At 58.6% G+C, this 22,443-nt stretch carries 19 protein-coding genes and 1 riboswitch; of the genes, 7 read left to right on the top strand and 12 right to left on the bottom strand.

Features of this window, described 5'->3' with window-relative positions:
• Positions 1 to 69: 69 nt before the first annotated feature.
• Entirely contained in the window at positions 70 to 1,263 is a 1,194-nt protein-coding gene (locus ACWPM9_RS15035; RefSeq protein ID WP_428185415.1) for a GGDEF domain-containing protein, read from the bottom strand.
• Positions 1,264 to 1,421: 158 nt separating this feature from the next.
• The gene (locus tag ACWPM9_RS15030; RefSeq protein ID WP_428185414.1) at positions 1,422 to 3,602 is read right to left on the bottom strand and encodes a transglycosylase domain-containing protein; all 2,181 of its coding nucleotides are present in this window, start codon (positions 3,600 to 3,602) and stop codon (positions 1,422 to 1,424) included.
• 159 nt (positions 3,603 to 3,761) lie between these two features.
• On the opposite strand from ACWPM9_RS15030, the gene ACWPM9_RS15025 reads away from it, so the two are divergent.
• The gene (locus ACWPM9_RS15025) at positions 3,762 to 4,256 is read left to right on the top strand and encodes a YcgN family cysteine cluster protein (RefSeq protein WP_428185413.1); all 495 of its coding nucleotides are present in this window, start codon (positions 3,762 to 3,764) and stop codon (positions 4,254 to 4,256) included.
• Between the two features lie 247 nt (positions 4,257 to 4,503).
• Complete coding sequence (locus ACWPM9_RS15020) at positions 4,504 to 6,402, top strand: putative bifunctional diguanylate cyclase/phosphodiesterase (protein WP_484755651.1); 1,899 nt, start codon at positions 4,504 to 4,506, stop codon at positions 6,400 to 6,402.
• A 19-nt stretch (positions 6,403 to 6,421) separates the two neighbouring features.
• Here ACWPM9_RS15020 and ACWPM9_RS15015 read toward each other — a convergent pair whose 3' ends face one another.
• The 3 genes from ACWPM9_RS15015 to ACWPM9_RS15005 are packed head-to-tail and all read right to left on the bottom strand — an operon-like array spanning position 6,422 to position 9,254.
• Positions 6,422 to 7,483, bottom strand: a complete 1,062-nt coding sequence (locus ACWPM9_RS15015; RefSeq protein WP_484755650.1) for a FecCD family ABC transporter permease — start codon at positions 7,481 to 7,483, stop codon at positions 6,422 to 6,424.
• On the bottom strand, positions 7,483 to 8,436 hold the full coding sequence (locus tag ACWPM9_RS15010) for an ABC transporter substrate-binding protein (protein WP_484755649.1): 954 nt from the start codon (positions 8,434 to 8,436) through the stop codon (positions 7,483 to 7,485). Before ACWPM9_RS15010 ends, ACWPM9_RS15015 begins: the two co-directional genes overlap by 1 nt.
• Before the next feature lie 2 nt (positions 8,437 to 8,438).
• A complete protein-coding gene (locus tag ACWPM9_RS15005; protein WP_484755648.1) occupies positions 8,439 to 9,254 on the bottom strand; it encodes an ABC transporter ATP-binding protein in 816 nt (271 codons plus the stop codon).
• A gap of 112 nt (positions 9,255 to 9,366) precedes the next feature.
• Positions 9,367 to 9,580, bottom strand: a riboswitch (cobalamin riboswitch).
• Between the two features lie 179 nt (positions 9,581 to 9,759).
• On the opposite strand from ACWPM9_RS15005, the gene ACWPM9_RS15000 reads away from it, so the two are divergent.
• The 3 genes from ACWPM9_RS15000 to ACWPM9_RS14990 are packed head-to-tail and all read left to right on the top strand — an operon-like array spanning position 9,760 to position 12,424.
• Positions 9,760 to 10,203 (top strand): very short patch repair endonuclease, encoded by a 444-nt coding sequence (locus ACWPM9_RS15000; protein WP_484755647.1) that lies wholly within the window; start codon positions 9,760 to 9,762, stop codon positions 10,201 to 10,203.
• 9 nt (positions 10,204 to 10,212) lie between these two features.
• Positions 10,213 to 11,580 (top strand): DNA cytosine methyltransferase, encoded by a 1,368-nt coding sequence (locus ACWPM9_RS14995; RefSeq protein WP_484755646.1) that lies wholly within the window; start codon positions 10,213 to 10,215, stop codon positions 11,578 to 11,580.
• Entirely contained in the window at positions 11,570 to 12,424 is an 855-nt protein-coding gene (locus ACWPM9_RS14990; RefSeq protein ID WP_484755645.1) for an endonuclease, read from the top strand. Before ACWPM9_RS14995 ends, ACWPM9_RS14990 begins: the two co-directional genes overlap by 11 nt.
• Before the next feature lie 47 nt (positions 12,425 to 12,471).
• Here the strand turns inward: ACWPM9_RS14990 and ACWPM9_RS14985 are convergent, their stop codons facing one another.
• From ACWPM9_RS14985 to ACWPM9_RS14970, 4 genes are all read right to left on the bottom strand, one after another.
• A complete protein-coding gene (locus ACWPM9_RS14985; RefSeq protein WP_484755644.1) occupies positions 12,472 to 13,224 on the bottom strand; it encodes an ABC transporter ATP-binding protein in 753 nt (250 codons plus the stop codon).
• Complete coding sequence (locus ACWPM9_RS14980; protein ID WP_428185407.1) at positions 13,218 to 14,297, bottom strand: FecCD family ABC transporter permease; 1,080 nt, start codon at positions 14,295 to 14,297, stop codon at positions 13,218 to 13,220. Before ACWPM9_RS14980 ends, ACWPM9_RS14985 begins: the two co-directional genes overlap by 7 nt.
• Positions 14,297 to 15,433, bottom strand: a complete 1,137-nt coding sequence (locus tag ACWPM9_RS14975) for an ABC transporter substrate-binding protein (RefSeq protein WP_484755643.1) — start codon at positions 15,431 to 15,433, stop codon at positions 14,297 to 14,299. Before ACWPM9_RS14975 ends, ACWPM9_RS14980 begins: the two co-directional genes overlap by 1 nt.
• 68 nt (positions 15,434 to 15,501) lie before the next feature.
• The gene (locus ACWPM9_RS14970; RefSeq protein WP_484755642.1) at positions 15,502 to 16,638 is read right to left on the bottom strand and encodes an ABC transporter substrate-binding protein; all 1,137 of its coding nucleotides are present in this window, start codon (positions 16,636 to 16,638) and stop codon (positions 15,502 to 15,504) included.
• Between the two features lie 118 nt (positions 16,639 to 16,756).
• On the opposite strand from ACWPM9_RS14970, the gene ACWPM9_RS14965 reads away from it, so the two are divergent.
• Complete coding sequence (locus ACWPM9_RS14965) at positions 16,757 to 17,575, top strand: class I SAM-dependent methyltransferase (protein ID WP_484755641.1); 819 nt, start codon at positions 16,757 to 16,759, stop codon at positions 17,573 to 17,575.
• A gap of 5 nt (positions 17,576 to 17,580) precedes the next feature.
• Here ACWPM9_RS14965 and ACWPM9_RS14960 read toward each other — a convergent pair whose 3' ends face one another.
• From ACWPM9_RS14960 to ACWPM9_RS14950, 3 genes are all read right to left on the bottom strand, one after another.
• Positions 17,581 to 19,248 carry a sensor histidine kinase gene (locus tag ACWPM9_RS14960; RefSeq protein WP_484755640.1) on the bottom strand — a complete coding sequence of 556 codons (1,668 nt, stop codon included), beginning with the start codon at positions 19,246 to 19,248 and terminating at the stop codon, positions 17,581 to 17,583.
• Between the two features lie 175 nt (positions 19,249 to 19,423).
• On the bottom strand, positions 19,424 to 20,080 hold the full coding sequence (locus ACWPM9_RS14955; RefSeq protein WP_428185403.1) for a hypothetical protein: 657 nt from the start codon (positions 20,078 to 20,080) through the stop codon (positions 19,424 to 19,426).
• Between the two features lie 268 nt (positions 20,081 to 20,348).
• Complete coding sequence (locus ACWPM9_RS14950; protein ID WP_484755639.1) at positions 20,349 to 21,149, bottom strand: hypothetical protein; 801 nt, start codon at positions 21,147 to 21,149, stop codon at positions 20,349 to 20,351.
• 377 nt (positions 21,150 to 21,526) lie between these two features.
• On the opposite strand from ACWPM9_RS14950, the gene ACWPM9_RS14945 reads away from it, so the two are divergent.
• The gene (locus tag ACWPM9_RS14945; protein ID WP_484755638.1) at positions 21,527 to 22,432 is read left to right on the top strand and encodes a helix-turn-helix domain-containing protein; all 906 of its coding nucleotides are present in this window, start codon (positions 21,527 to 21,529) and stop codon (positions 22,430 to 22,432) included.
• Positions 22,433 to 22,443: the final 11 nt, after the last annotated feature.

Raw genomic sequence — 22,443 nt, 5'->3', positions numbered from 1 at the left:
ATTCCGCCACAAGGGAAAGAGGCGTCGTCAACGCGCACAGGCTGGACGACGCCGGGTCAGGACCTCTGGCTATGCCGCGCTGCTTGCCTTCGGTCTGGAAACCTGTGCCACCAACCAGCCATTGCGCCCGCCATTCTTGACTGCGTAGAGAGCTTCATCCGCCCTCTTCGACAGGGCATGCGTCTGCTCGGTGCTCTCCAGGGAACCACAGGCCACACCGATGCTGACGGTGATGCGGTTCTCGCTGGTGCCGGTGAAATCGTGACGAATGTCCATTGCCGCCACCGCGCCGCAAAGCTGCTTGGCCAGCAGCGAGGCTCTGGCCCCGTCGCAATCGGGAAGGAACGCCAGAAATTCCTCGCCGCCATGACGACCGATATGCATCAAGGGTGCTGTTTCCTGTTCCAGGGCAGCGGCCACCATCGCCAGACAGTGATCGCCGGCGGCATGGCCGTAATTGTCGTTGAAGGTCTTGAACTTGTCGATGTCGATGATGAACAGTGCCGCATTGCCAAGCCCTTTCACCTTGCCGTCTCGCATTGCCGCTAGCGCCGCATCGGTGCCGCGTCGGTTGGCAAGCCGGGTCAGGGGATCGGTGAAGGAGAGCCTTGCGAGATCCTCGTTCTGGCGCGAAAGCTCAGCCTTCAAAAGCTCGTTCTCATGGGCCTGCTTGAACACGATCAACCGTTCTGCCTCAAGCTGGTGACAGGTCACCATCGTCAGCAGAAAGACGGGCATGTAGACCACGAAATGCTGGAACACATAGTCGGGCGTCGAACCGGAGAGGAACCAGATAAAGCTGTAATTGATGACGAAGGTGACGAGGCTGGCAATGAGGCTTGGAATGAACGGCGTCTTGGCTGCAATGGCAATCACCGCCTGGAACACCAGTGCTGCATAATAATAGCTCAGCACCGAAGGATTATGGCTGGAAACCACAATCACGCACCAGAAAAGATTGCCGCTGACCGAGACGCAAAGCGCTGCGACTTCCTTGTGCCGCAGCGGTGCAGAGCTGCGCAGATAGGCCAATAACAGGATCGCGATGGGCAGCACGACGCCGAAGCGCAACAGGACAGCCAACTCAAAGGCATCCGGCACCAGCAGGTAATCCACCACGATATAGGACAGGTAGAAGGCGCAGATCGCCGTCACAGTCTGAAACAGAACATGCGCTCGTGCCTCGACCCGTGAGGCGTCATAGGCGGTGCGCTCTTCGTCTGTCAGTGTGGGGCGTGCGTCGAGGCCAAGCCAGCTCGTCATGAGATGTTTACTCGCAATTGTCTTACGGTCGCGCCGATCATGGCGTCGACCAGACCAATGCGGCTTGGTCGGTTAATTCCGCTTTAAACTTTGGGGTATCGGCCAGCCGGAAACAGGTCTGGTGATATCGATGGTTAATCAACCTCAAACGGTATGTCTTACCGCAGAGCCGCCGGCTCGGGCTCGATGCTGGCCGTCGTCTGCGCATCACGCGTCAGCGGTGCGGCATCGCGCAGAAGACGGGCTGCCTCGCGCACGATCCGGGTCGATTGCGCAGACAATGTGCGTGGCCGGATCAGCTCAGGCACGGTATCGTCATCCGCTGAACCACTCTTGCCGATCTTGCTGGCCAGTCGCGGGCCATCGGGTAGCGGGTTGTCGACGCCCGGGATCGGCTTCAGCTCGATCCCCTGATGCGCGTAATCCATCAGCTTCTTGAAGGTCATGGCCGGCAGAGAACCGCCGGTCATGTTGGCCGATGAGGTATAGTCGTCATTTCCGAACCAGACGGCTGCGGTATAATTGCCGGTAAAGCCGCAGAACCACGCATCGCGATAGGCTTGCGTCGTGCCGGTCTTGCCGCCGGTGAGTACGCCATCGACCGCCGCGCGCCGCGCCGTGCCCACATAGGGAACGCGCGTCAGCATCTGGTTCATATAGGAAGCAGCCGTTTCAGACAGAACCCGTTCCGGTGGCGGTTCGTCGCGGTCGAAATCGTAAAGCACGTCGCCGCCATAGGTCATGATCTGCGCAATGCCGTGCCGGCGCGATTGCAGGCCGCCGGCGGGAAACACCGCATAGGCGGTCGCCTGATCGAGCACGGTCACTTCCGAGGTTCCGATCGGGATGGTCACATCCTTGCGGATCGGGGTCTCCACGCCGAATTTCTTGGCCTGTGCAATAATCTGGTCGATCGGATTTGGCCCAAGCTTTTCCTTGGCCAGCCGCACCGGAATGGTGTTGATCGACTTTGCCAGTGCCGTCTTGATATCGATCCGCCCGGCATAGCTGTTGCCATAATTATGCGGGTTCCAGTTGCCCCAGTGGATCGGCGCGTCGACAATCGGGCTGTCCGGCGTCATGCCTTTTTCCATGGCCAGCGAATAGGTGTAGATCTTGAAGGACGAACCGGGCTGGCGCAGCGCGCGGGAAGCGCGGTTGAACTGGCTTTCGCCATAGTCGCGCCCGCCCACCATGGCGCGCACAGCCCCGCCGTTTTCGATCATCACCAGCGCGCCCTGGCGCACATGGAAACCCTCGCCATATTCGCGCAGGCTGGATTCCACCGCCGCCTCTGCCGCCTGTTGCAGGCCCAGATCGATCGTGGTGCGTACCACCAGCGAATGTTCCGGCATGCGCGCGGCAATGCGCTGTACCTCATCGAAGGCCCAGTCCAGGAAATAGTCGGGCGCTTCCTTTTCGTCGCGGTCGATAACGGTTGCCGGATTACGCCGCGCGGCAATCACCTGACCTTCGCTCATCAGCCCGCCCTGGACCATGTTGGTCAGCACTTCGTTGGCGCGGGCACGCGCTGCCGGCAGGTTCACATGCGGCGCATATTTTGCCGGCGCCTTGAACAGGCCGGCCAGCATGGCGCTTTCGGCAAGGTTCACCTCGGTGAGGTTCTTGCCAAAATAGAACTGCGAGGCCGCCGCCGCCCCGAAGGTGCCGCCACCCATATAGGCGCGGTCGAGATAGGTGGAGAGAATTTCCTTCTTCGACAGGTTGGCTTCCAGCCACAGCGCCAGGAAGGCTTCCTTGATCTTGCGCTCCAGCGAGCGCTCATTGGTCAAAAACAGGTTCTTCGCCAGCTGCTGGGTCAGCGTCGAGCCGCCCTGGACCACGCCGCCGGCCTTGGCGTTTTCGCTCATGGCGCGGGCAAGGCCTAGGAAATCGATGCCGAAATGGGAGAAGAAGCGGCGATCTTCCGTTGCCAGAACGGCCTTGATGAAATGATCCGGCAACTGGTCCACCGGCACCGAGTTTTCGTGGATGATACCGCGATGGCCGATCTCGTTGCCGTAGCGGTCGAGGAAGGTTACGGCGAAATTGCCACGACTTCGCCAATCTTTGGTGGTTTCTTGAAAGGCAGGCAAGGCAAGCGCGAGCATGAGGACAGCACCGGCGGTGCCCAGCGTCATGCCTTCACCCAGGATTTCGAAGACCCAGCGCTTCCATCCGCGCATGCGGAACTTGCGCGAGAAGATGGTGATGTCTTCCCAGATTTCGCCGGCACGGAAACCTGCGCTCCAGAGCGTCGAGTCGATCCAGCTGTCGATACGAAGGAGAAAATGGCGCTTGAGACGCTTTTTCCGGCCTGGCTGATCCTGGTCCTGCACGCAAAAATCCTGTCTTCACCCGCGCGCAGAAGCTTGACGTGGCCTGCCCGAACGGCCAGAGCTAGCCCGAAATGCGCGATCTATTGCACAAATAGATGAGACATGTGCACGGAAAGAACAAGTAGAAAAGCCTGATATGAGGGCTTTGGAAGATCAAAAATGACTGAGACCGTTCCATTCTGGAAACACAAATCGCTCTCCCAGATGAGTAATGATGAGTGGGAAAGCCTGTGCGATGGCTGCGGGCTCTGTTGTCTCAACAAGCTTGAAGACTGGGAAACCGGCGCCATTGCCTTCACCTCGGTTGCCTGTCGCCTGCTGGATGACAAGAGCTGTCGCTGCAAGGACTATGAGAACCGACAGGACACGGTGCCCGATTGCATCCAGCTCACCGTGGAAGGTGTCGAGGACATTGCCTGGCTACCGCCGACCTGCGCCTATCGTCTGGTGGATGAGGGCCGCGATCTCTACTGGTGGCACTATCTGGTGTCCGGCGAACGCAACACCGTCCACGAAGCCGGCATCTCCGCCAGCGGCCGCACGGTGTCGGAAGAGGATGTACCGGTCGAAGACTTCGAGGACTATCTGATCGACTGGGATGTGCTGCGCGAGAACGAGCCGGATCCGACGATAGCGGGATCAGGCAATATCTGAAGTCGGCATATGCCCGTCCTGTTCTTGATCTCGATCAATTAAACGATGCTGCGGGCACGTTTCATTCAATCGAGGTGCGGAATTATAGCGGCCAGATCGGTTTTTAGTTGCTAAATTAATCCAGCCTTAAATGGAAATCTGTAGTCATCCCCCATCGTTCTAAGCTGCGATGACGAAGATCCGGTCTGCCCTTACCGCAAGAGGCCCGGCGTCAGTGCACTCCAGAACAAAGGTTCCGGGGGGCGGCATGCTGAAGGCAATTGGGCAATACTGTACGACATGGGGCGATGGGCACCATCGGCAGGCGCTCGCCGAGGCCTATGTCCCGATCGTGCGCGGTTTCCTGGTTCCCGGATGTGCCTATTATCTGTTCGTCACCTGGGGCCATTGGCGTGACGAGACAGGCACCAATCTGGCAATTCTGGCCAGCCTCAGTTTTATCACCGCGATCTCCTATGCGCTCCTGCGCCAGGTCGTTCTGGCCGGGCGTCAGGTCGATCTGGGCCTGCTGGAACGGGCGGGGCTGGCCATCAATCTGCTGATGTATGCCAATGTTCTGGTCCATATGCTGGTTCATTTCGAGCCGTCGAAGCTGATCTATTTCGTGCTGATGGCCGTCGTCTTTTCCACCTCCGGCGTGACACTGAGGGTCACCCTTGCCAGTATCGTCCTGTCGATCGGCACCTTGTTCTGGCTTTCCCAGCAGGCCGATGCCGCGACCGCCGAACAGTATATGTTCATCGGCGTTGCCGGCTCATTTGCCGCCTTCGGCATGACCTGGTTGCTGCGCAAGGCGGTCCTCAAGCAGATAGAGGCCCGTCTGGCAGCCGATGCAATGACAGCAACAGCGCAGGATCTGGCCCGTACCGACCCCCTGACGTCGCTTCCGAACCGACGATCCATTTTCGACGAACTCGACTGCCTGATTGCTGCCGGAAAACCATTCTGGTTCGGGGTCATCGACCTTGACCGGTTCAAGGGCATCAACGATGTCTATGGTCACGTCGTCGGTGACCGGCTACTGGTGTCGGTGGTCAAGCGCCTGGCGATCAATCTGTCCAGTGAGGGCGTTACCCTTGGCCGGATCGGTGGCGACGAATTTGCCGTCATTGTTCCCGATGACTGCACCGACGAGACGATCCGTCGGGAATGCGATGCCTTGATTGCGCGATTGTCCGAGCCCTTCATGATCGATCTGCACAGATTGACCGTCGGCGCGTCTGCAGGCTTTTGCCGCTTCCCGGGCGAAGGCCTTTCGGGCGCGGAACTCTATGAGCGTGCCGATTACACGCTCTACAAGGCGAAGGCAGGCTCCAGAGGCCGGACCGTCGTCTTCGATGTCTGCGAGCAGCGCGAAATGACCGAGCGGGTGGCGCTGGAACGTGCCTTGCAAGAACATGATCTGCATGACGAACTGTATATCGTGTTTCAGCCGCAATATTCGGTGCGCGATGCCGCGGTCACCGGCTATGAGGCCCTTGCCCGCTGGAATTGTGCGGGACTGGGCGCGATCCGGCCCGACAAGTTTATCGAGATTGCCGAGCGGTCGGGCCGTATGCCGATGATCACGACCGTCTTGTTTCAAAAGACGATGCAGACACTGGCCAACCTTCGCGACGACATTACCCTGTCTTTCAACCTGTCGGCCCATGATCTGGTTTGTCGCTCGATCGCGGGTAAGCTCCTGTCGGTGATCGAGCGTGCGGGCGTGGCGCCGCATAGGGTGGAATTTGAAATCACCGAGACGGCGGTCATGATGGACCTTCCATTGATCCGCAGTATTCTTGAAGACCTGCGGGCAGCCGGCTGCCGGATTGCACTGGACGATTTCGGCTCGGGCTATTCCAGCTTTCGCCATATCGAAACCCTGCCGCTCGACAAGATCAAGATCGACCAGAGCTTCGTGCGCACGCTCAAAACCAGCAACACTTCGCGCGAGATCGTTGCCGGTCTCTTGAGCCTGTGTCAGCGGCTGAACCTGCGCAGTGTCATCGAAGGCGTTGAAACCTCAGCCGAACTGGAAATACTCCTGCCGCTCAATCCCGATCTCATTCAGGGCTATTACTTCGGCGCACCTGTCAGTGCAGCGGACGTTCTGGCAATCAGCGGACGACGCAAGGCCAGAATGATCGCCCAGGTCAGCTGATGTTCTAAACAACAACGGGTCAGCCTGCCTTGCCGTTTCTGCGCATCAGCACGATGAAGAACACGCCGCCGGCAAGCCCGGTAATGATGCCGAGCGGCATATCCTGCGGTGGAATGATCACGCGTGCGACGATATCGGCGGCCACCAGGAAAATGGCCCCGACGAGCGCCGAAAGCGGCAGCACCCGGCGATAATCGCCTCCGACCACCATGCGCACCAGATGCGGCACCATCAGCCCGACAAAGGAGATGATGCCGGAAAAGGCAACGGCTGCGCCGGTCAGAAGCGCGCAGACGATAAACACCGTCATGCGAAAGCGACCGGCAGAGACGCCAAGGGTGGTCGCACTCTCGTCGCCCAGCGTCATCGCGTTGAAATTGCGTGCGTTATAAACCAGATAGCCGCCGCAGATGAAAAGGGCGGCCAGCGGATAGGAAAGCTGGTTCCATTGGGCAAGCCCCAGCCCGCCCAGCATCCAGAAGACCACGGTATGCGTGGCGCGCGGGTCGCCCAGAAAAATTGCCAGACTGCCAAGCGAGGTCAGCACGAAGGAGATGGCGACGCCCGAGAGAATGAGCCGGCTCGCATCGCTCGCATGGGCAAAGCGCGCAACCGCCACCACCAGCAGCGTGCTGCCGAGTGCGCCCAAAAAGGCAAACAGCGGCACGGTGATGAGGCCCAGGAACATGCCGGTATGCAGCAGCACGATGATCGCGCCAAGCGCGGCCCCCGACGAGATGCCGAGCAGATGCGGATCGGCCAGTGTGTTGCGGGTCACGGCCTGAAGGGCGGCCCCCACCAGCGCCAGACTTGCCCCGATGGACGCGCCCAGCAGCGCCCGCGGTAGGCGCACCTGCCAGACGATATTGTCGCGACCGGCACTCCAGTCGGCCTCCAGGCCGGACATGCCCAGATGGCTGAGGGTGATCTTCCACACATGGGCAAGCGGAATGGCGGTCGCGCCAAAGCTCACGCCAGCCGCAATGGTCGCGACCAGCGCCAGGATCAGCGCCACCACCAGCCACGGCATCAGATGCACGATGGCGTGGCGCGGGCCGTCGATGAAATGCCGGTGGCTCATCAGCGAACCGGCGGGTTGAAGGCAGCAGCCAGCGTCTTGATGGCCTCGATATTGCGCGGGCCGGGCGTTGCCTCGGCATAGGGCAGCACCACGAAGCGATTGTTCTTCACCGCTGGAATATCCTGGAAGGCCGGATTGTCACGCATGAAGGCGATCTTCTGTTCGGCGCTCACTTCGCCGTAATCGACAACCACCACCACATCCGGATTGCGCTCGATCACGCCTTCCCAGCCAACCGTGGTCCAGCTGGTTTCCACATCGTCCATGATATTGGTGCCGCCGGCAGCCTCGATCAGCGCGGTCGGCATGGCATAGCGCCCGGCGGTAAAGGGCTTTTCCTCGCCGGAATCGTAGACGAAGACCTTGAGCGGCCCCTTGCGCTCCGGCAGATCCGCCATCGCCTCGGCGAGCTGCTGCTTGTAGCCGGCGACCAGTGTCTCGGCGCGTTCCGCCACGCCGAAGATGCGGCCAAGATTGAGAATGTCGCCATACATGTCGTCCATCGACGACTTCGACTTCTTCATGATGTGGATGCAGCTTTCGGTCAGCTCATAGACCTTGATGCCGAAGGGCGTCAGCGTGTCGGGCGTGACCTCGCCGCCCACCTTCATGCCGTAGTTCCAGCCGGCAAACAGGAAATCGGCGTCGGCACCCAGCAACACTTCCTTGGTCGGATAAGTGGGCGTCAGTTCCGGCAGGGCTGCGATGTCGGCGGTCAGCGTCTCGTCCAGCGTCTTCCAGCCGGTCACACCGGTATAGCCGGCCATATTGCCGGTCAGACCGAGCGCCAGCATCATTTCCGTGAGGTTGACGTCGTGGGAGACGGCCCGTTTCGGTGCCGCATCGAAGGTCACCTCGCGGTCGCAACTTTTGACCGTGACCGGAAAACCGGATGCGGCAGCCGTTGTGGCCGAAAGGGCGAGTGCGGACAGAAGCAATGGGGCGAGACGCATGATTATTTCCCTGAAATGGATGGCTGAAGATGGAATGAAAAACGCGGCCGCCCGGTGACCGGGTGACTGTCGATCACGGTTTCCACGGCAAAGGTGTCGCGGATCGCATCGGGCGTGAGCACATGGCCGGCGGCACCGAAATCGACCTGGCGGCCCCTGGCCAGCACCAGCACATGATCGGCATGGGCAGAGGCCAGCGACAGATCGTGCAGCGACACGATCACCGTGGTTGGCAGATGCGACAACAGCGCCAGGACTTCGAGCTGATGGCGGATATCCAGGTGGTTGGTGGGCTCGTCGAGAATCAGCAGGTCGGGCTTTTGCGCAAGCGCACGCGCAATCATCGCCCGTTGCTTTTCGCCACCGGACAGCGAGGCGAAATTGCGCGATGCCACATGGTCGATCTTCATCAGGGACAGCGCGTCCCCGATTGCGGCATAGACCGCGTTCCGGCTCATGCCTGATAGATGGGGCGACAGCCCAAGTTCGACGATTTCGGCGACCGTCAGCCCGAAATCGGTGGCAGGTTCCTGCAAAACCGTCGCAATCCGTCGTGCGACCTCGCGCGGCTGCATGTCCCACACATCGGCGCCATCCAGCAGGATACGGCCGCAAGAGGGGCGGTGATAGCGGTAAAGGCAGCGCAGCAGGCTGGACTTGCCGGCGCCATTGGGCCCGACAATGGCCAGCATCCGGCCGGCCTCGACGGCAAAATCGATCTCGCAAACAAGGGAAGGCCCGCGATGCGGTCCCCAGCTCAAGCCTTCGACGGCAAGCCGGGCCGGACTAGAGCCGATCAAAGACGACGGCAGTTCCATCGCAAGCCTCCACGCAAGAAGCGGGGGAGCGGGAAGAGCCTATGCGGCTGTCAACAGCAATGTGAACGTCGAACGCCATCAATCTTTCCCCTTGGCTCACCCCGGCCAGGTTTCTTCAGACATGTCGAGGGCAGGTCTCCTGACTTGCGGGTCACAGCGCCCCCGGACCTTCCCGGCCTTTCGGCCAGTGGCATTCCCGGGTGAACTCACCGCTCACAGTTGCGGGGACAGTCACGGATTTGCGCCCTTTTGGGTACGTCTCACCGTGTTCCCTTTTAATCCCCTCCAGCGCATGCCTTCGGAGAACCTTCAACGGGGATGGGTGTAATTATATTACGTCGGGACGTCAATGGGGAATTTGCGGTCGAGCGGCAACGCAAACATTGGCGGTCATATTAAGAGTTCTGTTGTCAACGGTATGCGGAGCGGAGCAGTCTGAATTAGGTCCTTATAAGCGAGTTGATCAACCTAGAAATGCTGCGCGGGAAGGACTAGCTTTATTCGCATGGTAGACAGCAGAACGCCTGAGCAACGGCGCCACATCATGAGATCCGTGAAAACGAAGGACACGGGTCCCGAGCTGTCATTGCGCAGAGCTTTATTCGCGGCAGGTTATCGCTATAGACTTCACCGCAAAGATCTTCCAGGAACTCCCGACATTGTGTTTCCGGGAAGAAAGAAAGTGCTTTTTGTGCATGGATGCTTTTGGCATGGTCACGGCTGTGCAAAAGGTCGTGCGCCAAAATCACGGCTTGAATATTGGGGGCCGAAGCTTGAAGCTAACCGCGCACGAGATGCACGAAATATCGAAAGATTAAAACACATGGGATGGGACGTGTGCACAGTCTGGCAGTGCGAATTGGCTGATGCCGTTGCAGTCGTGCATCGACTGAGGGCATTTATCGAAACAACCGAAAATTCGTTCCACAATCCGGATTTGCCTCGGTAGGGTCTTTTTATGACGAATCGAAATTCAGCCACGGCGGGGAACTCGCGCCCCGTTGCTATAGATTTATTTGCCGGCGCAGGAGGGATGAGCCTTGGTTTTGAGCAGGCTGGCTTCGATGTCGCGGCCGCGGTTGAAGTGGACCCAATTCACTGTGCCGTTCACAAGTTCAATTTTCCGGATACAGTGGTAATCCCGCAATCTGTGTCGTCGCTTTCAGGAAAAAGAATTAGAGATTTGGCAGGCTTGGGAGACCGGGATGTTGACTGTGTTTTTGGAGGCCCCCCTTGCCAAGGGTTTTCATTGATGGGTCAAAGAGTACTCGACGACCCTAGAAATAGCCTCGTGATGGACTTTGTCCGTTTGGTTTCCGAACTGAACGCAAAAACGTTCGTATTCGAGAATGTAAAAGGTCTCACCGTCGGTAAACAACGCGCATTTCTTGATGAGTTAGTGGAGGCATTCGCCGCCAAAGGCTATCAAGTTCGGCTTCCTTGGCGCGTTCTCGACGCGGCCAACTACGGCGTTCCTCAGCATCGGGAGAGGCTAATCTTGTTCGGTTCTAGGATCGGTCACAAGGTGCCCGATTATCCTTTAGCTGTTTCCAATCCTGCAAGCGGCAAGCGATACATACCGGGATTACGATTAGGGCCTTCATGTGAACAGGCGATCGGCGATGTGCCTGATGCTGAGAATTTTGATGTGCTAACGCTAACAGATGCAGTTCCAAGCTATTCATTCAAGGAGCCATCTGACTACGCAGCCGAAATGCGGTGCCTAACAAATGATTCCTGGCATTATTCTTATGTACGTAAATGGAATCCGTCGCTTCTGACGTCGAGCGCACGAACCGTCCATACGGATATCTCCAAACGTCGATTTTCGGAGACCGAACCGGGCACTGTGGAGCCCATTAGTCGATTCTTCAAACTTTCGCCGGTTGGAATATCGAATACCCTGAGGGCCGGCACAGATGGTGCGCGGGGCGCGTTTACAAGTCCGCGCCCCATTCACTACAAGTTCGCCCGGTGCGTAACGGTACGTGAAATGGCACGTCTTCACGGATTTCCGGATTGGTTTCGACTTCACGCAACGAAGTGGCATGGCGCAAGGCAAATCGGAAATTCTGTTCCGCCGCCCCTTGCCAGGCATGTCGCTTCGAGCGTCGTTTCCGCTCTTGGAGTTGTGCCGGTCCGCCCTTCTAAGGTGTTGACGTTAGGCGATGAGCAACTCCTCTATATGGAACTTTCAAGTGCAGCTAAGTACTTTGGCGTCGAGAAGCCTAACTCGAAGCGAAATATGAAAAGCGGTGCAAAGAAACGGAAGCAATCGGAAATTGAAGCTGCGCACGCCCATCTGAGGGTCACAAATGCCAAATGATAAGCGATCTGCAGGTGAACATAACGATGGCGTAGACGCTAAAAACTCGAAGAAAAACGAAAGCGTTTACCGAGAAATCATACAAGAAATTTTCTTTCGCAATTATCGAGCCGGTATGCTGGAATTCGAGTTTGATCGGGAGGAAATTGCTGAAACTGCGGACCGTCTCGGTGTTGCGCGACCAAAGAACCTTGGTGACGTGATTTATAGCTATCGCTATCGCAAGCTGCTCCCTCCTCGTATCCTAGAGACCGAGCCCCTGGGATCGTATTGGCTAATACTTGGGGCTGGTGACGCAAAATACAGATTTCGACTCAGTCGGCTACGTCACATAGAGCCTACACCGGGGCTTCTTGTCAGGAAGATTCCAGATGCGACACCTGAAATTATTGGGCAATATGCTCTCACGGACGAGCAGGCACTTTTAGCGAAAGTTAGATACAATCGGTTGATTGATATCTTTCTCGGGATAACATCTTACAGTCTACAAAATCACTTGAGAACAAAAATACAAAATTACGGACAAATTGAAATCGATGAGCTTTACGTTGGGCTGGATAGCAATGGATCTCAGTATATAATTCCTGTTCAAGCAAAGGGAGGGTCCGACAAACTCGGTGTTATCCAAACAATCCAGGATGTGACCTTTTGCCAGACGCAGGTGCGGTATGAGCGATGCATTCCACGGGCAGTGTCTGCCCAATTTATGGGGGACAATGTAATCGGTATGTTCGAGCTTACTTTTGACGGCGACGAAGTATCGCTTGTCAATGAGCGGCACTACAAGCTGGTTCCCGCCCAGGATATCGGTGCACGCGACCTCGATGTCTATAGGCGGGGATAATTAGCCTACGCCCAATATTTCACCTCTGGGACTCAGCTGGCTAGCCCTCAAACGGTCCCATCCACAATTACCAGCGGTCGCCCTTGCGTGCAGGCTTCTATCCGGGCGTGGACCTTGTAGACCTCGGCCAGCATCGCCGGCGTGATGACCTCGGCTGTCGGGCCGTCGGCCACCAGATGGCCGTTGGAGACGATCATGGTGTGGTCGCAGTAGCGCATGGCGTGGTTGAGATCGTGAAGCGCGATCAGCACGGCCATGCCGCTTTTGCGGGCAAGACGGTGCATATATTCCAGCACCTCGATCTGGCGGAAGAGATCGAGCGCCGAGGTCGGCTCATCCATCAGGAGGATCTTCGGCTTGCGCACCAGCGCCTGGGCAATCGCCACCAGCTGGCGCTGGCCGCCCGACAGGGCACCCAGATCGCGGAAGGCCAGATCGGCAATGCCGAGCGAGGCCAGAATGCCGTCGATTTCGGCCAGTTCATCGTCGCCAACGCGCCAGCTGCCGCCCTGCTTGGCGGCCAGAAGCACGCTTTCGTAAACGGTCAGAACCGCATTCGCGCCGGTATCCTGGGGCATGTAACAGATGGCGTTGGAGGTCGCCTCCGTGCCCGACACATGGACAACGCCATCGCCCGACAACAGGCCTGCAATGCGCTTGAACAATGTCGACTTGCCAGCCGCATTGGGGCCGATGATGGCGGTCAGTGCGCCGCCATGGATGGCACCGGTGGTGATGTCGGAGAAGATCGTGGTGCGGCCATAGCGGGCACCGATCTTGTCGAGGGAGAGGGCTACCATGCGCGCCGCCTGTTGGTGAAGATGAGCGAGAAGAAGAAGGGGACGCCGACCAGAGCCGTGATCACGCCGATCGGCAGGATTGCGCCGGGGATCAGCATTTTCGACACCACCGAGGTGGCCGACAGCATCAATGCGCCGCAGATGGCAGAGCCCGCCATGAAGAAGCGTTGATCCTCGCCCACCACCATGCGCGCGATATGCGGGCCGACCAGGCCGATAAAGCCGATCGTGCCGACAAAGGAGACCGGGATGGCCGCCAGGAGGCTGACCAAAAGCATGGTCTCCAGCCGAAGCCGCTTGACATTGACGCCGAAGGAGGCGGCCTTGTCGTCACCCAGGCGAAGCGCCGTCAGCGCCCAGGCATTGCGGGCAAAGAGCGGCAGAACGACAACGAGGATTGCACCGGTGACCGCAACCTTGCCCCAGGTGGCTTTGGTCAGCGAGCCCATGGTCCAGAACACCACGGCGGCCAGCGCCTGTTCGGACGCCAGATATTCCAGCAGCGACAAAAGCGCGTGGAAGGTGAAGACCAGGGCAATGCCGAGCAGCACGATGGTCTCCACCGTCACCCCGCGCAGCGTCGACACACCGTAGATGAACAGCGATGCCCCCATGGCCATCAGGAAGGCATTGATCGGGATCATGTACTGGGTCGCACTGGGATAGATCGCAACGCCGGTGACGAGGCCGAGCGCCGCGCCAAAGCTGGCGGCCGCCGAAATGCCCAGCGTAAACGGGCTTGCCAGCGGATTGGCGAGAATGGTCTGCATCTGCGCGCCGGCCAGCGACAGACAGGCACCGACGGTCACCGCCATCATGGCAATCGGCATGCGGATATCCCAGATCACCACCCGCAGCTGCACATCGGCTGTGGAGGGTGAAAACACGGCCGAAAGCACCTGGGCCAGCGAATAGCGCGCCGGTCCAAGCGCCATGTCGGCGGCAACGGACACAAGCAGGCAGACAAACAGGATCGCCAGAATGGCGATCTTGCGGCCCGCCAGCGCCCGGTAACGGTTGCCCGTTTCCAGCGGTGTGGCGGTGGCGCTGTCGTGTTCGGTGAGCGCTGCCATCAGTTGCTCTCCGTGGTCAGCGAGACGAAGTAACCGGTCTTGTAGGGCACCGGCAGGAATGTGTCGTGCAACTCGCGGAAGGTCTCTTCCGGGTCGAGATCGGCAAACAGATCCGGATGGAACCACTTGGCGAATTGCTGTACGGCGACGAAGTCATAGGGCGTGCCATAAAACTGATGCCAGATCGCATGGGCCTTGCCGGCCTTGACTGCGGGAAGGGCATTGAAGGGACGCCGCTCCATCAGCGCCTGCAGCTGCGCGCGTGCGGTATTGAGATCGGCGCCGGGGCCAATGCTGACGAACTTGTTGACATCCGATTGCCGGCTCCAGTTGGCACCGGTCACCACCACGATATCCGGGTTGGAGACAATCAGCTGTTCGGCATTCAGTTCGCCGGAGAACTTGTCGAAGAAATCCGAGCCGATATTGTGACCGCCGCCGAGCGCGATCATCTTGCCGAAATTGACCGGGCCGAAGGTCTGGCAGCACACCTCGTCGCCGACAATGCCGGGGGCGCGCTCGATATAGACCCTGGGCTCGCGCATACCGGGATGCGCGGCCAGAACATCGGCCACGCGGGCCAGTTGCTGGCGGCGATAGGCGATCAGCTCATCGGCTGTCTTCTCGTTGCCGAACAGCTTGCCCAGCACCGAAATGGAGTTTTCCATATTGGCGTCGGGATCGACGCGGAAATCGATATAGACGAGCTTGGCACCCACGGCGGCCAGCTTTTCTTCCAGCCCGCTTTCTTCGGCGGCCTTTTGCGATTCCAGGTTCAGCGTCATCACATCGGGTTTCAGCGCAATCGCCGCTTCCACGCTGAAGGTGCCATTGCCGACATAGCCGAAGCGCGGCAGATCAGCGATCTGGGGAAAGACCTCCAGGTAATTGCGGTAGGTGTCGAGATCCTTGGTCATCAGATCGTCGCGCCAGCCGACAATGGTGTCGAAGGCGTGCTTGCCGGCAAGGGCGGAAATAACGCTCACCTGCCGGGCTTCCCCCACGAGAACACGCTTGGCCGGCATGTCGATATCGACAGTGCGGCCTGCGGCATCGGTGATCTGTTCGGCCAGAGCGGGCGTTGCCAGAAGCGCCAAAAGGGCGGCGAGTTTTGCAAGCGTCTTAACGGTCAGCATGGGCGTCCTCGAATAAAGAAAGCCGGCGACCGAAGCCGCCGGGGTATGGACTGAAAAAAATCGAGCGATCAGGAGCCGCTTTTCAGCGAGGCGAAATAGCCGGGATGGTAGTCGACCGGCAGGAAACGCTCATGCAATTCGCGGAAGGTGGCATCGGGATCGAGATCGGCAAACAGGTCCGGATGCAGCCACTTGGCGATCTGCTGAACGGCCACGAACTGGTAGGGGCTGTTGTAGAACTGGTGCCAGATGGCATGCACATTGCCGTCCTTGACTGCCTTGATGCCGGTAAAGGCAGGCCGTTCCATCAGGGCTGCGAGCTTCTTTTCAGCCGTTGCCGGATCGGCACCGGGACCGACGCCCACCCAATTGCCGCCGGGGACATAAAGCTCCCAGTTGGCACCGGTGATGATCACCTGATCGGGGTCGGAGGCAATGATCTGCTCCGGGTTAACCGTGCCGAAGGTGCCGGGAATGAAGTCCTTGGCCATGTTGATGCCACCGGCAAGCTCGACCATCTTGCCGAAATTCTCGTTGCCGAAAGACATGCAGCAATCATCGGAATAGCCACCGGCGCGCTCCATGAACACGACGGGCTTCTTGACGTCTGCATGCTTGGCCAGAACGTCGGTCACCCGGGCAATCTGTGCGTCGTGGAATGTCACGAATTCCTCGGCGCGATCTTCCTTGCCGAACAACTGGCCGATAATGCGCATCGACTCATCGGTATGTTCCATCGGCTTTTCGCGGAAGTCGATATAGACGAGCGGAATGCCGACCTTGGCGAGCTTTTCGATATAGCCCGATTCTTCCGTCGCCGCCTTGGCTTCGGTGTTCATGATGATCACATCGGGCTTCAGGGCGACGGCCTGCTCGATGTCGAATGTACCGTCCTTCATGCCGCCGAAGGTCGGGATGTCGGCCATCTCCGGGAACTTCTTCAGATAGATGTTATAGCCGTCGAGATCGGCTTTCTGGAAGTCGTTACGCCAGCCGACCACGCGGCCAAAGGGATTGTCGGTGTCCAGCGCTGCGGTGAAATAGATCTGACGTCCTTCGCCCAGGATGACGCGCTTTACCGGCGTATTGACCTCGACCTTGCGGCCGGCAATATCGGTAATGGTGACCATGTCGGCCAGGGCCAGGCCTGGAACAAGCGCGAGCGAAAGCGTGGCGGCGCGAGCCACCATCTTGAAATGGAACATCAATATTTCTCCTGTGGGAGCTTCGGATTTTGGCGAATTATGATTTTATGACTTTCGCAGTCAAGAAATATCTTTTAGAAACTTTCCAATCTTGTTCATCTTTCGACGGAACGCACCCATGACGACGCACGCGACCCCTTCCGCATCCCTTTCAAATCTCGGCCTTCGCGATGAAATCAAGGCCTATTGGTCCAGGCGTGCCGAAACCTTCGACACCCAGCCGGGACACGAGATTTTCTCGGAAGAGGAACGCCGGGCCTGGCATGCGCTGCTTGAGAAACATCTGGGGCGGGGCGAGGGGCGCGCGGCGCTGGATCTGGCCTGCGGTACTGCGGTTGTCAGCCATTTGCTCGACGATCTGGGCTTCAAGGTCACCGGCATGGACTGGTCCGAACCCATGCTCGATCGCGCGCGCGCCAAGGCGAAGAACCGCGGACGGACGATCCGTTTTTATCTGGGCGATGCCGAAAACACCATGGAACCGGATGAAAGCTATGACGTGATCACCAACCGCCATCTGGTCTGGACCCTCGTCGATCCCTCCGCTGCCTTTCGCGAATGGCACCGGCTTTTGAAGTCCGGCGGCAAGCTGCTGGTGGTCGACGGCGATTTCGTCAATCCCGGCCCGGTGGCCAGGATTTCGCGCACGCTGTCTGAGCTTTTGAAACGCCTGGGCCTTGGCCCCAAATCCGTCGAGAACGGTCCGATCGCGGGCGACATGGCCGCCACCCATGCCTCGATCCTGTCGCGCGTGCATTTCTGCGATGGCGCGCGCGCCGAAGCGGTTATGGCGCTGTTGAATGAGGCAGGTTTCTCAAAGGTCACGCTGGATCGGGACATGCGCGCCATTCACCGCACCCAGCGCCGGAACTTCTCGTTCCTCAAGGGCCTCGAACGCGCCACCCAGCACCGCTACGCCATCTGCGCCGAGAAATAGGTTAGCTATACCGGCTTGGCGCAGATCATCGTTGCCGGGATCTCGAAGGTCCAGCAAATGCCTTCCGGCAGATATTCGCATTGCGCCGTGCCATGCAGGCTGGAGACGGTCGACTGGATGAGGACGGAGCCAAAGCCTTTCTCATCCGGTTCCTTGGGCGGCGGGCCGCCGGCTTCCTGCCAGGTGATCCGGATCCACTCCTTGCCGTCTTCAGACCGAAAGCCGTGCCAGCGCAAATCCAGCTGACCGTCCGGCGTCGACAGCGCACCGTATTTCATCGCATTGGTGGCAAGCTCGTGCAGCAGCATGCCCACTTCCTTGACGCAGTCGTCATCGACATCGAAATCCTCGCCCTCGGTGTTCAGCCGCGCGCCGGGTTCGAGGAAACTGTCGAGCTGTACGGTAATCAGCTTGGAGAAGGTCGGGCTTGACGCGCGATTGCCGGTCAAAAGATCCAGCGACTGGGCAAAGGACCCCATGCGGCCGGTGATCGATTTGACGAAAGCGTCGCGATCCTGCGTGTGCCTTGCCGTCTGGCGCACCAGTGCCTGCGCCACCAGAATGACATTCTTGGTGCGATGGGCCATTTCCCGCAACACCACCTGCAGGCGCTCTTCCGCCTGGTTGCGGTCGAACGAGGCCTCGGACATGACCCGCGACACCTGGTCGATTTCGGTCACGCCCGTATAGAGCGGCGGCACGATCTCGCCGCGGCCCACGCCCTCGGCGCGTTCGGAGATCAGGCGGATGGCGCTCTGCAGCTTGCGACCGAAGACCATTGCCGACACGATGGACAGCAGGAAGAAGCCGATGCCGGCGAGAATGAGGTAACGCCATGTGGTGCCAACGGTGCCGATGGCGGTGCTGGACGGTCCCCACACCACGACCTGCCATGGGGTCACGCCGACGCGGGAATAGCCCGTCATCATATCGGCAGCGGGAAGCTCTTCGCCCGTCATGCTGACGGTTTTGGCCTCCTCCAGAAGCTCGGCCGGGAAGGGCTCGCCGGTATCCTTGCCATTGGGCGAAGTGACAATGTCATTGTCGCCGTCGATCAGTGCATAGCTCCATTCGGGCGGCAGCGGGCGGTCGCCGATCAGGCTGCCAAGCAAGGGCGCATCCTGCGTCAGGATCAGAGCCAGTTCGTCGTCGCGCACGCCCGGCGCATCGACCATTTTCATGACATTATAGACGAAGCGTCCGCTGGTGCGGCCTTTGAAGACGTCGGATATATAGGGGCGTCCGGATTTGACGGATTCTTCGATCGATTCCAGATTGCCGGTCAGGCCCAGTTTTTCGCCGTAATCGACGCGGGTGTTGAGCAATTGCTGGCCTTGGCGGTTGACCACCAGCATATACCAGCCGCTGCGCACCAGCGCCGCCTTGGCGCGGCTGTGAAAGCGCCCGAAGTCGCGGCTGCGCAGTTCCGGAGAGGTTTCCAGAACCAGAAGCGTCGTCACCATGTCGTGCAACTGGCGGTCCACCAGCCGGGCAATGGCCTCCGCTTCGCCGGTGGTGCGCTGTCTGACCGATTCCAGTTCGCCGCTGCGCAATTCGCCAACGATCAGGACCGAAAAAATGGTAAGCGGCAGCGTGGTCAAAAGCGCCAGGCCGACCATATAGGCGCGCACGCCGGCCGTCAGCGAACGCCACCGCACCAGAAGATGGTTCACAAACCGCATCACCGCTCAAACCATCCAAACTGCATTCATGCCCCAATCGTTACAGCCAAGAATGAGCAGCGAAAAGAGAGAATCGCGGCTCATGCAAAAAAATAAGGCTAATCGATTAGAAGGGCAGTGCGGCAGAAATCAGTCAGGGGGCGGAGGGGTGAATCCGGTTCTGTGTCTAGTTGCCGACCTTCTTGTTTCCGGCAGCACAGACCACGCGCACATCATATACATAGCTGTCGCGCTGGTGGTCGGTATTGTTCATGTTCCAGCCTTTGGCAGCCTTGTTCTTGCGTGAAGCCACCGCGTCGAGCTCGAAATAGGCGCGCGCCACGGCCTCCTGTGGTTGGCTGAGCACCTGCTGTTTGGTCATGCCCTCACTCATCAGCTTCTGCAGTTTCTGGTCGCACTTGGTCTTGGGGTTGGAGCCAAACCATTGAATCTTGCCCATGGGAATGACCGGATTGAAGTTGATGGAGACCGTGCGTTTGCTGCCTGAGCCGATGTCTCGATTCGTGAATATCTGATGCCAGTAACCGCCGTCGTGCTCGAAATACCGCACGGGATCGACGACACCCAGTTTCATGGCGACGATACGCTCGCCGCTGGTCGCGCGGGCATAAAGACTGAACATGAACGTGTGGCTTTTGGACTTGATGCTGGTGTAACCGCCCATTTTTGCCGAAACTTCAATTGGCGCGTGATCGATTCCGTCCTTTTTGACTTCGACTTTCTCGAGCCAATCCTTGGCGAATGCCTGGCATGGCGGCATGAGCCCGGTCGCCAGAAGGGCCGCGGCGAGAACGAGGGGGGATGTGATTCTGTTTCTGTGCATGTTGTTCCCTTTCGGTTTCTATTGGGCTGCGCGTTGAATCATGATGCGACCGGATGCTGGCTGAGCTGCCATTTCGTCTGGCCTTCACCAAAAGATATGCCCGCAGCACCTGTCCGCGCGGCAGGGCGTGCTGCGAAATGACCGTACAAGATGGCCACGAAGGGCATTCGGCCTGTTCTCTCGCCGCTCTTTTTCAAAGGGGCAGGCTCAAATGCCCGATAGGTCGAAGGCTTCGTGCGATGTTCTGAAACGGTGATGCCCAAAACGGTCAGAAACCACCCGATATCAAACTGGAGCGATACGTATCCATCGCGGCGCCATGACGGTCTTCGTCGAGCAGCGTGCCGCTGCCAAAGCTGATACGCAGGCCTGCCGTTATTCTTTGAAACTCTTGATCGTTGCCGCCGGCAGATACGTTTTCATAGTGATAGCGGGCAAACACGGTATAGGGAGTATCGTCAAATCGATAATTTGCCTGGGCCGCGGCGTAAAACACGTCGATCGGGAGTGGATCGTAGTCGCGATAGGCGATCTCCGTGTCGAAGCGTAAATTGGGCGTGGCGAAATAACGGGCGACGCCGCGCGCGCCCAGGAAGTCGACGGAATTGCCTTGTATGTCGAACTGCCCATATTCTGCCTGTCCGAAGAGTGTGACCTGATCGAGGTAGACCTGGAATTGCGGCCCGCCTGAATATACCGTCCAGTCGACTGTCTCGATGTCGGTCCTGTTGACGGAAACGAAGATGCCGGCGGCAAAAGAGGACGGGTCGCGCCAGAACAGATGCGCGGTGCCGCCATATTGGGTATAGCCTGCTCCATCGGCGGCAAGGCGATCGACGACAAAGTCGCCCTGAACGTTCCAGTTGCCCTCGATGTTACAATTGGCGCGGGTGGCACCCCCATAGGTGTGAACGTCACCAAGGTTGCCGATATTGAACGAATAGAGTCTGCCGATATAGGCTTCGGCATGGCCAGAGCAGGCATTGTGCGTGACTGTCGGTTCCGTATCGGCAGCGAAAGCGGTTGTGGCCAGCATCGAGAAAGCCGCACTGAGAATGTATCTTGTCATGGGTCGTCTTGCCTCTTGCTTGCCTGCGCAGAACTTCTGTTGCGCTTGAAATCTCGAAAATCGCTTTGAAATGCCTCGGGTCTTTGCCGTGACACGGCTGGATCCAGGGATCGGATGCGTCGATGGCATCCGCCAAATCGCGCCCCGTTTGCGCGAAACTTGCGAATGTATTCAGATTTCTAGGAGACCATGATCGAGCTGACCACAGGATAACGCATGTCAAGAATGACAAATGCATAGCAAAAACGGAACAATTGTTACCGTGCGGACAGTTTTTGCTTTATATTGAATTGATTGGTTGTTCATTATTACTTGTTTTATTCGTTGGGCGGTGCATTTTGATAGAGTGGTTACAGGAACCTCCGGCCGCTGTGTGGATGAGCAACAACAAGACGGTGACTGTCGAGACAGTCGCGAGGACGGTGACCGCCCGTTTGGGGCAATTCTCCGACAGCAAGATGTTCTGGGTCGATGGCAGCGTCGATGTGCGCCAACCCTGCGTGATGGAGCCGAGGATGCCGACGGAAGTCGTGCAGCCCCTGATTTTCATTCCGCTGACATTCCAGGGGCAAGGGCGCATCATTATTCCGGACCTCGGTCCCGAGCCCTATGATGCCAGTCGAGCGCCCCGGGCCTTGCGGTTGGTGCCGGGGGCACCGCTCTACGATTTTACCGAGCCGACGCTGAACCGGTCTTTCGTTCCATTCGTTGCGGTCCAGACAATGGCAAACTGGTTTGGTGGACGTTTGCCCAAGGCGATGCTGCCGTTTACGGCAGATACGATCGACAAGAGCTTGCAGGCGCCCATCCTCAACGCGAGCCTCATGCACATGCTCGCCCTGCAGGTGGATAAATACGAAGACCCTATGCGGTCATTGGCCTTCGAGAGCCTGGCGATCCAGATGGTCACCCTGTTCCTGCACGAGCTTTGTGGCGCAGACGCGCAATATAGCAGCGTTACCTCGAATGAAGTCAGGTGCGCGAAGGAGGCGCATGAGCGTCTTTTGCAGAATCTTCAACTGCCGCCGACAACAACGGAACTGGCCGAAACGGCTGGCATGAGCGAACGTCGACTGGATCATGTGTTTCAGGAACTCTTCGGCGCCAGCATTTTCAAGACGCTGGGCAATGCCCGCCTCGATCATGCCTACCAGGCGCTGCAGACCAGCCAGATCTCCGTCAAGGAGCTGTCCTTCCGCTTGGGCTACAAGCATGCCTCCAGTTTCAGCCGCGCCTTCTATCTGCGCTTTGGCAAATATCCAGCGCAGATCAGGGCAGTCTGAAGCGCGCTCTT

Source organism: Agrobacterium sp. H141 (assembly GCF_057158725.1).
Note: the sequence above shows the minus strand (reverse complement) of the source record. Positions and strands in the feature narration are given on the sequence as shown.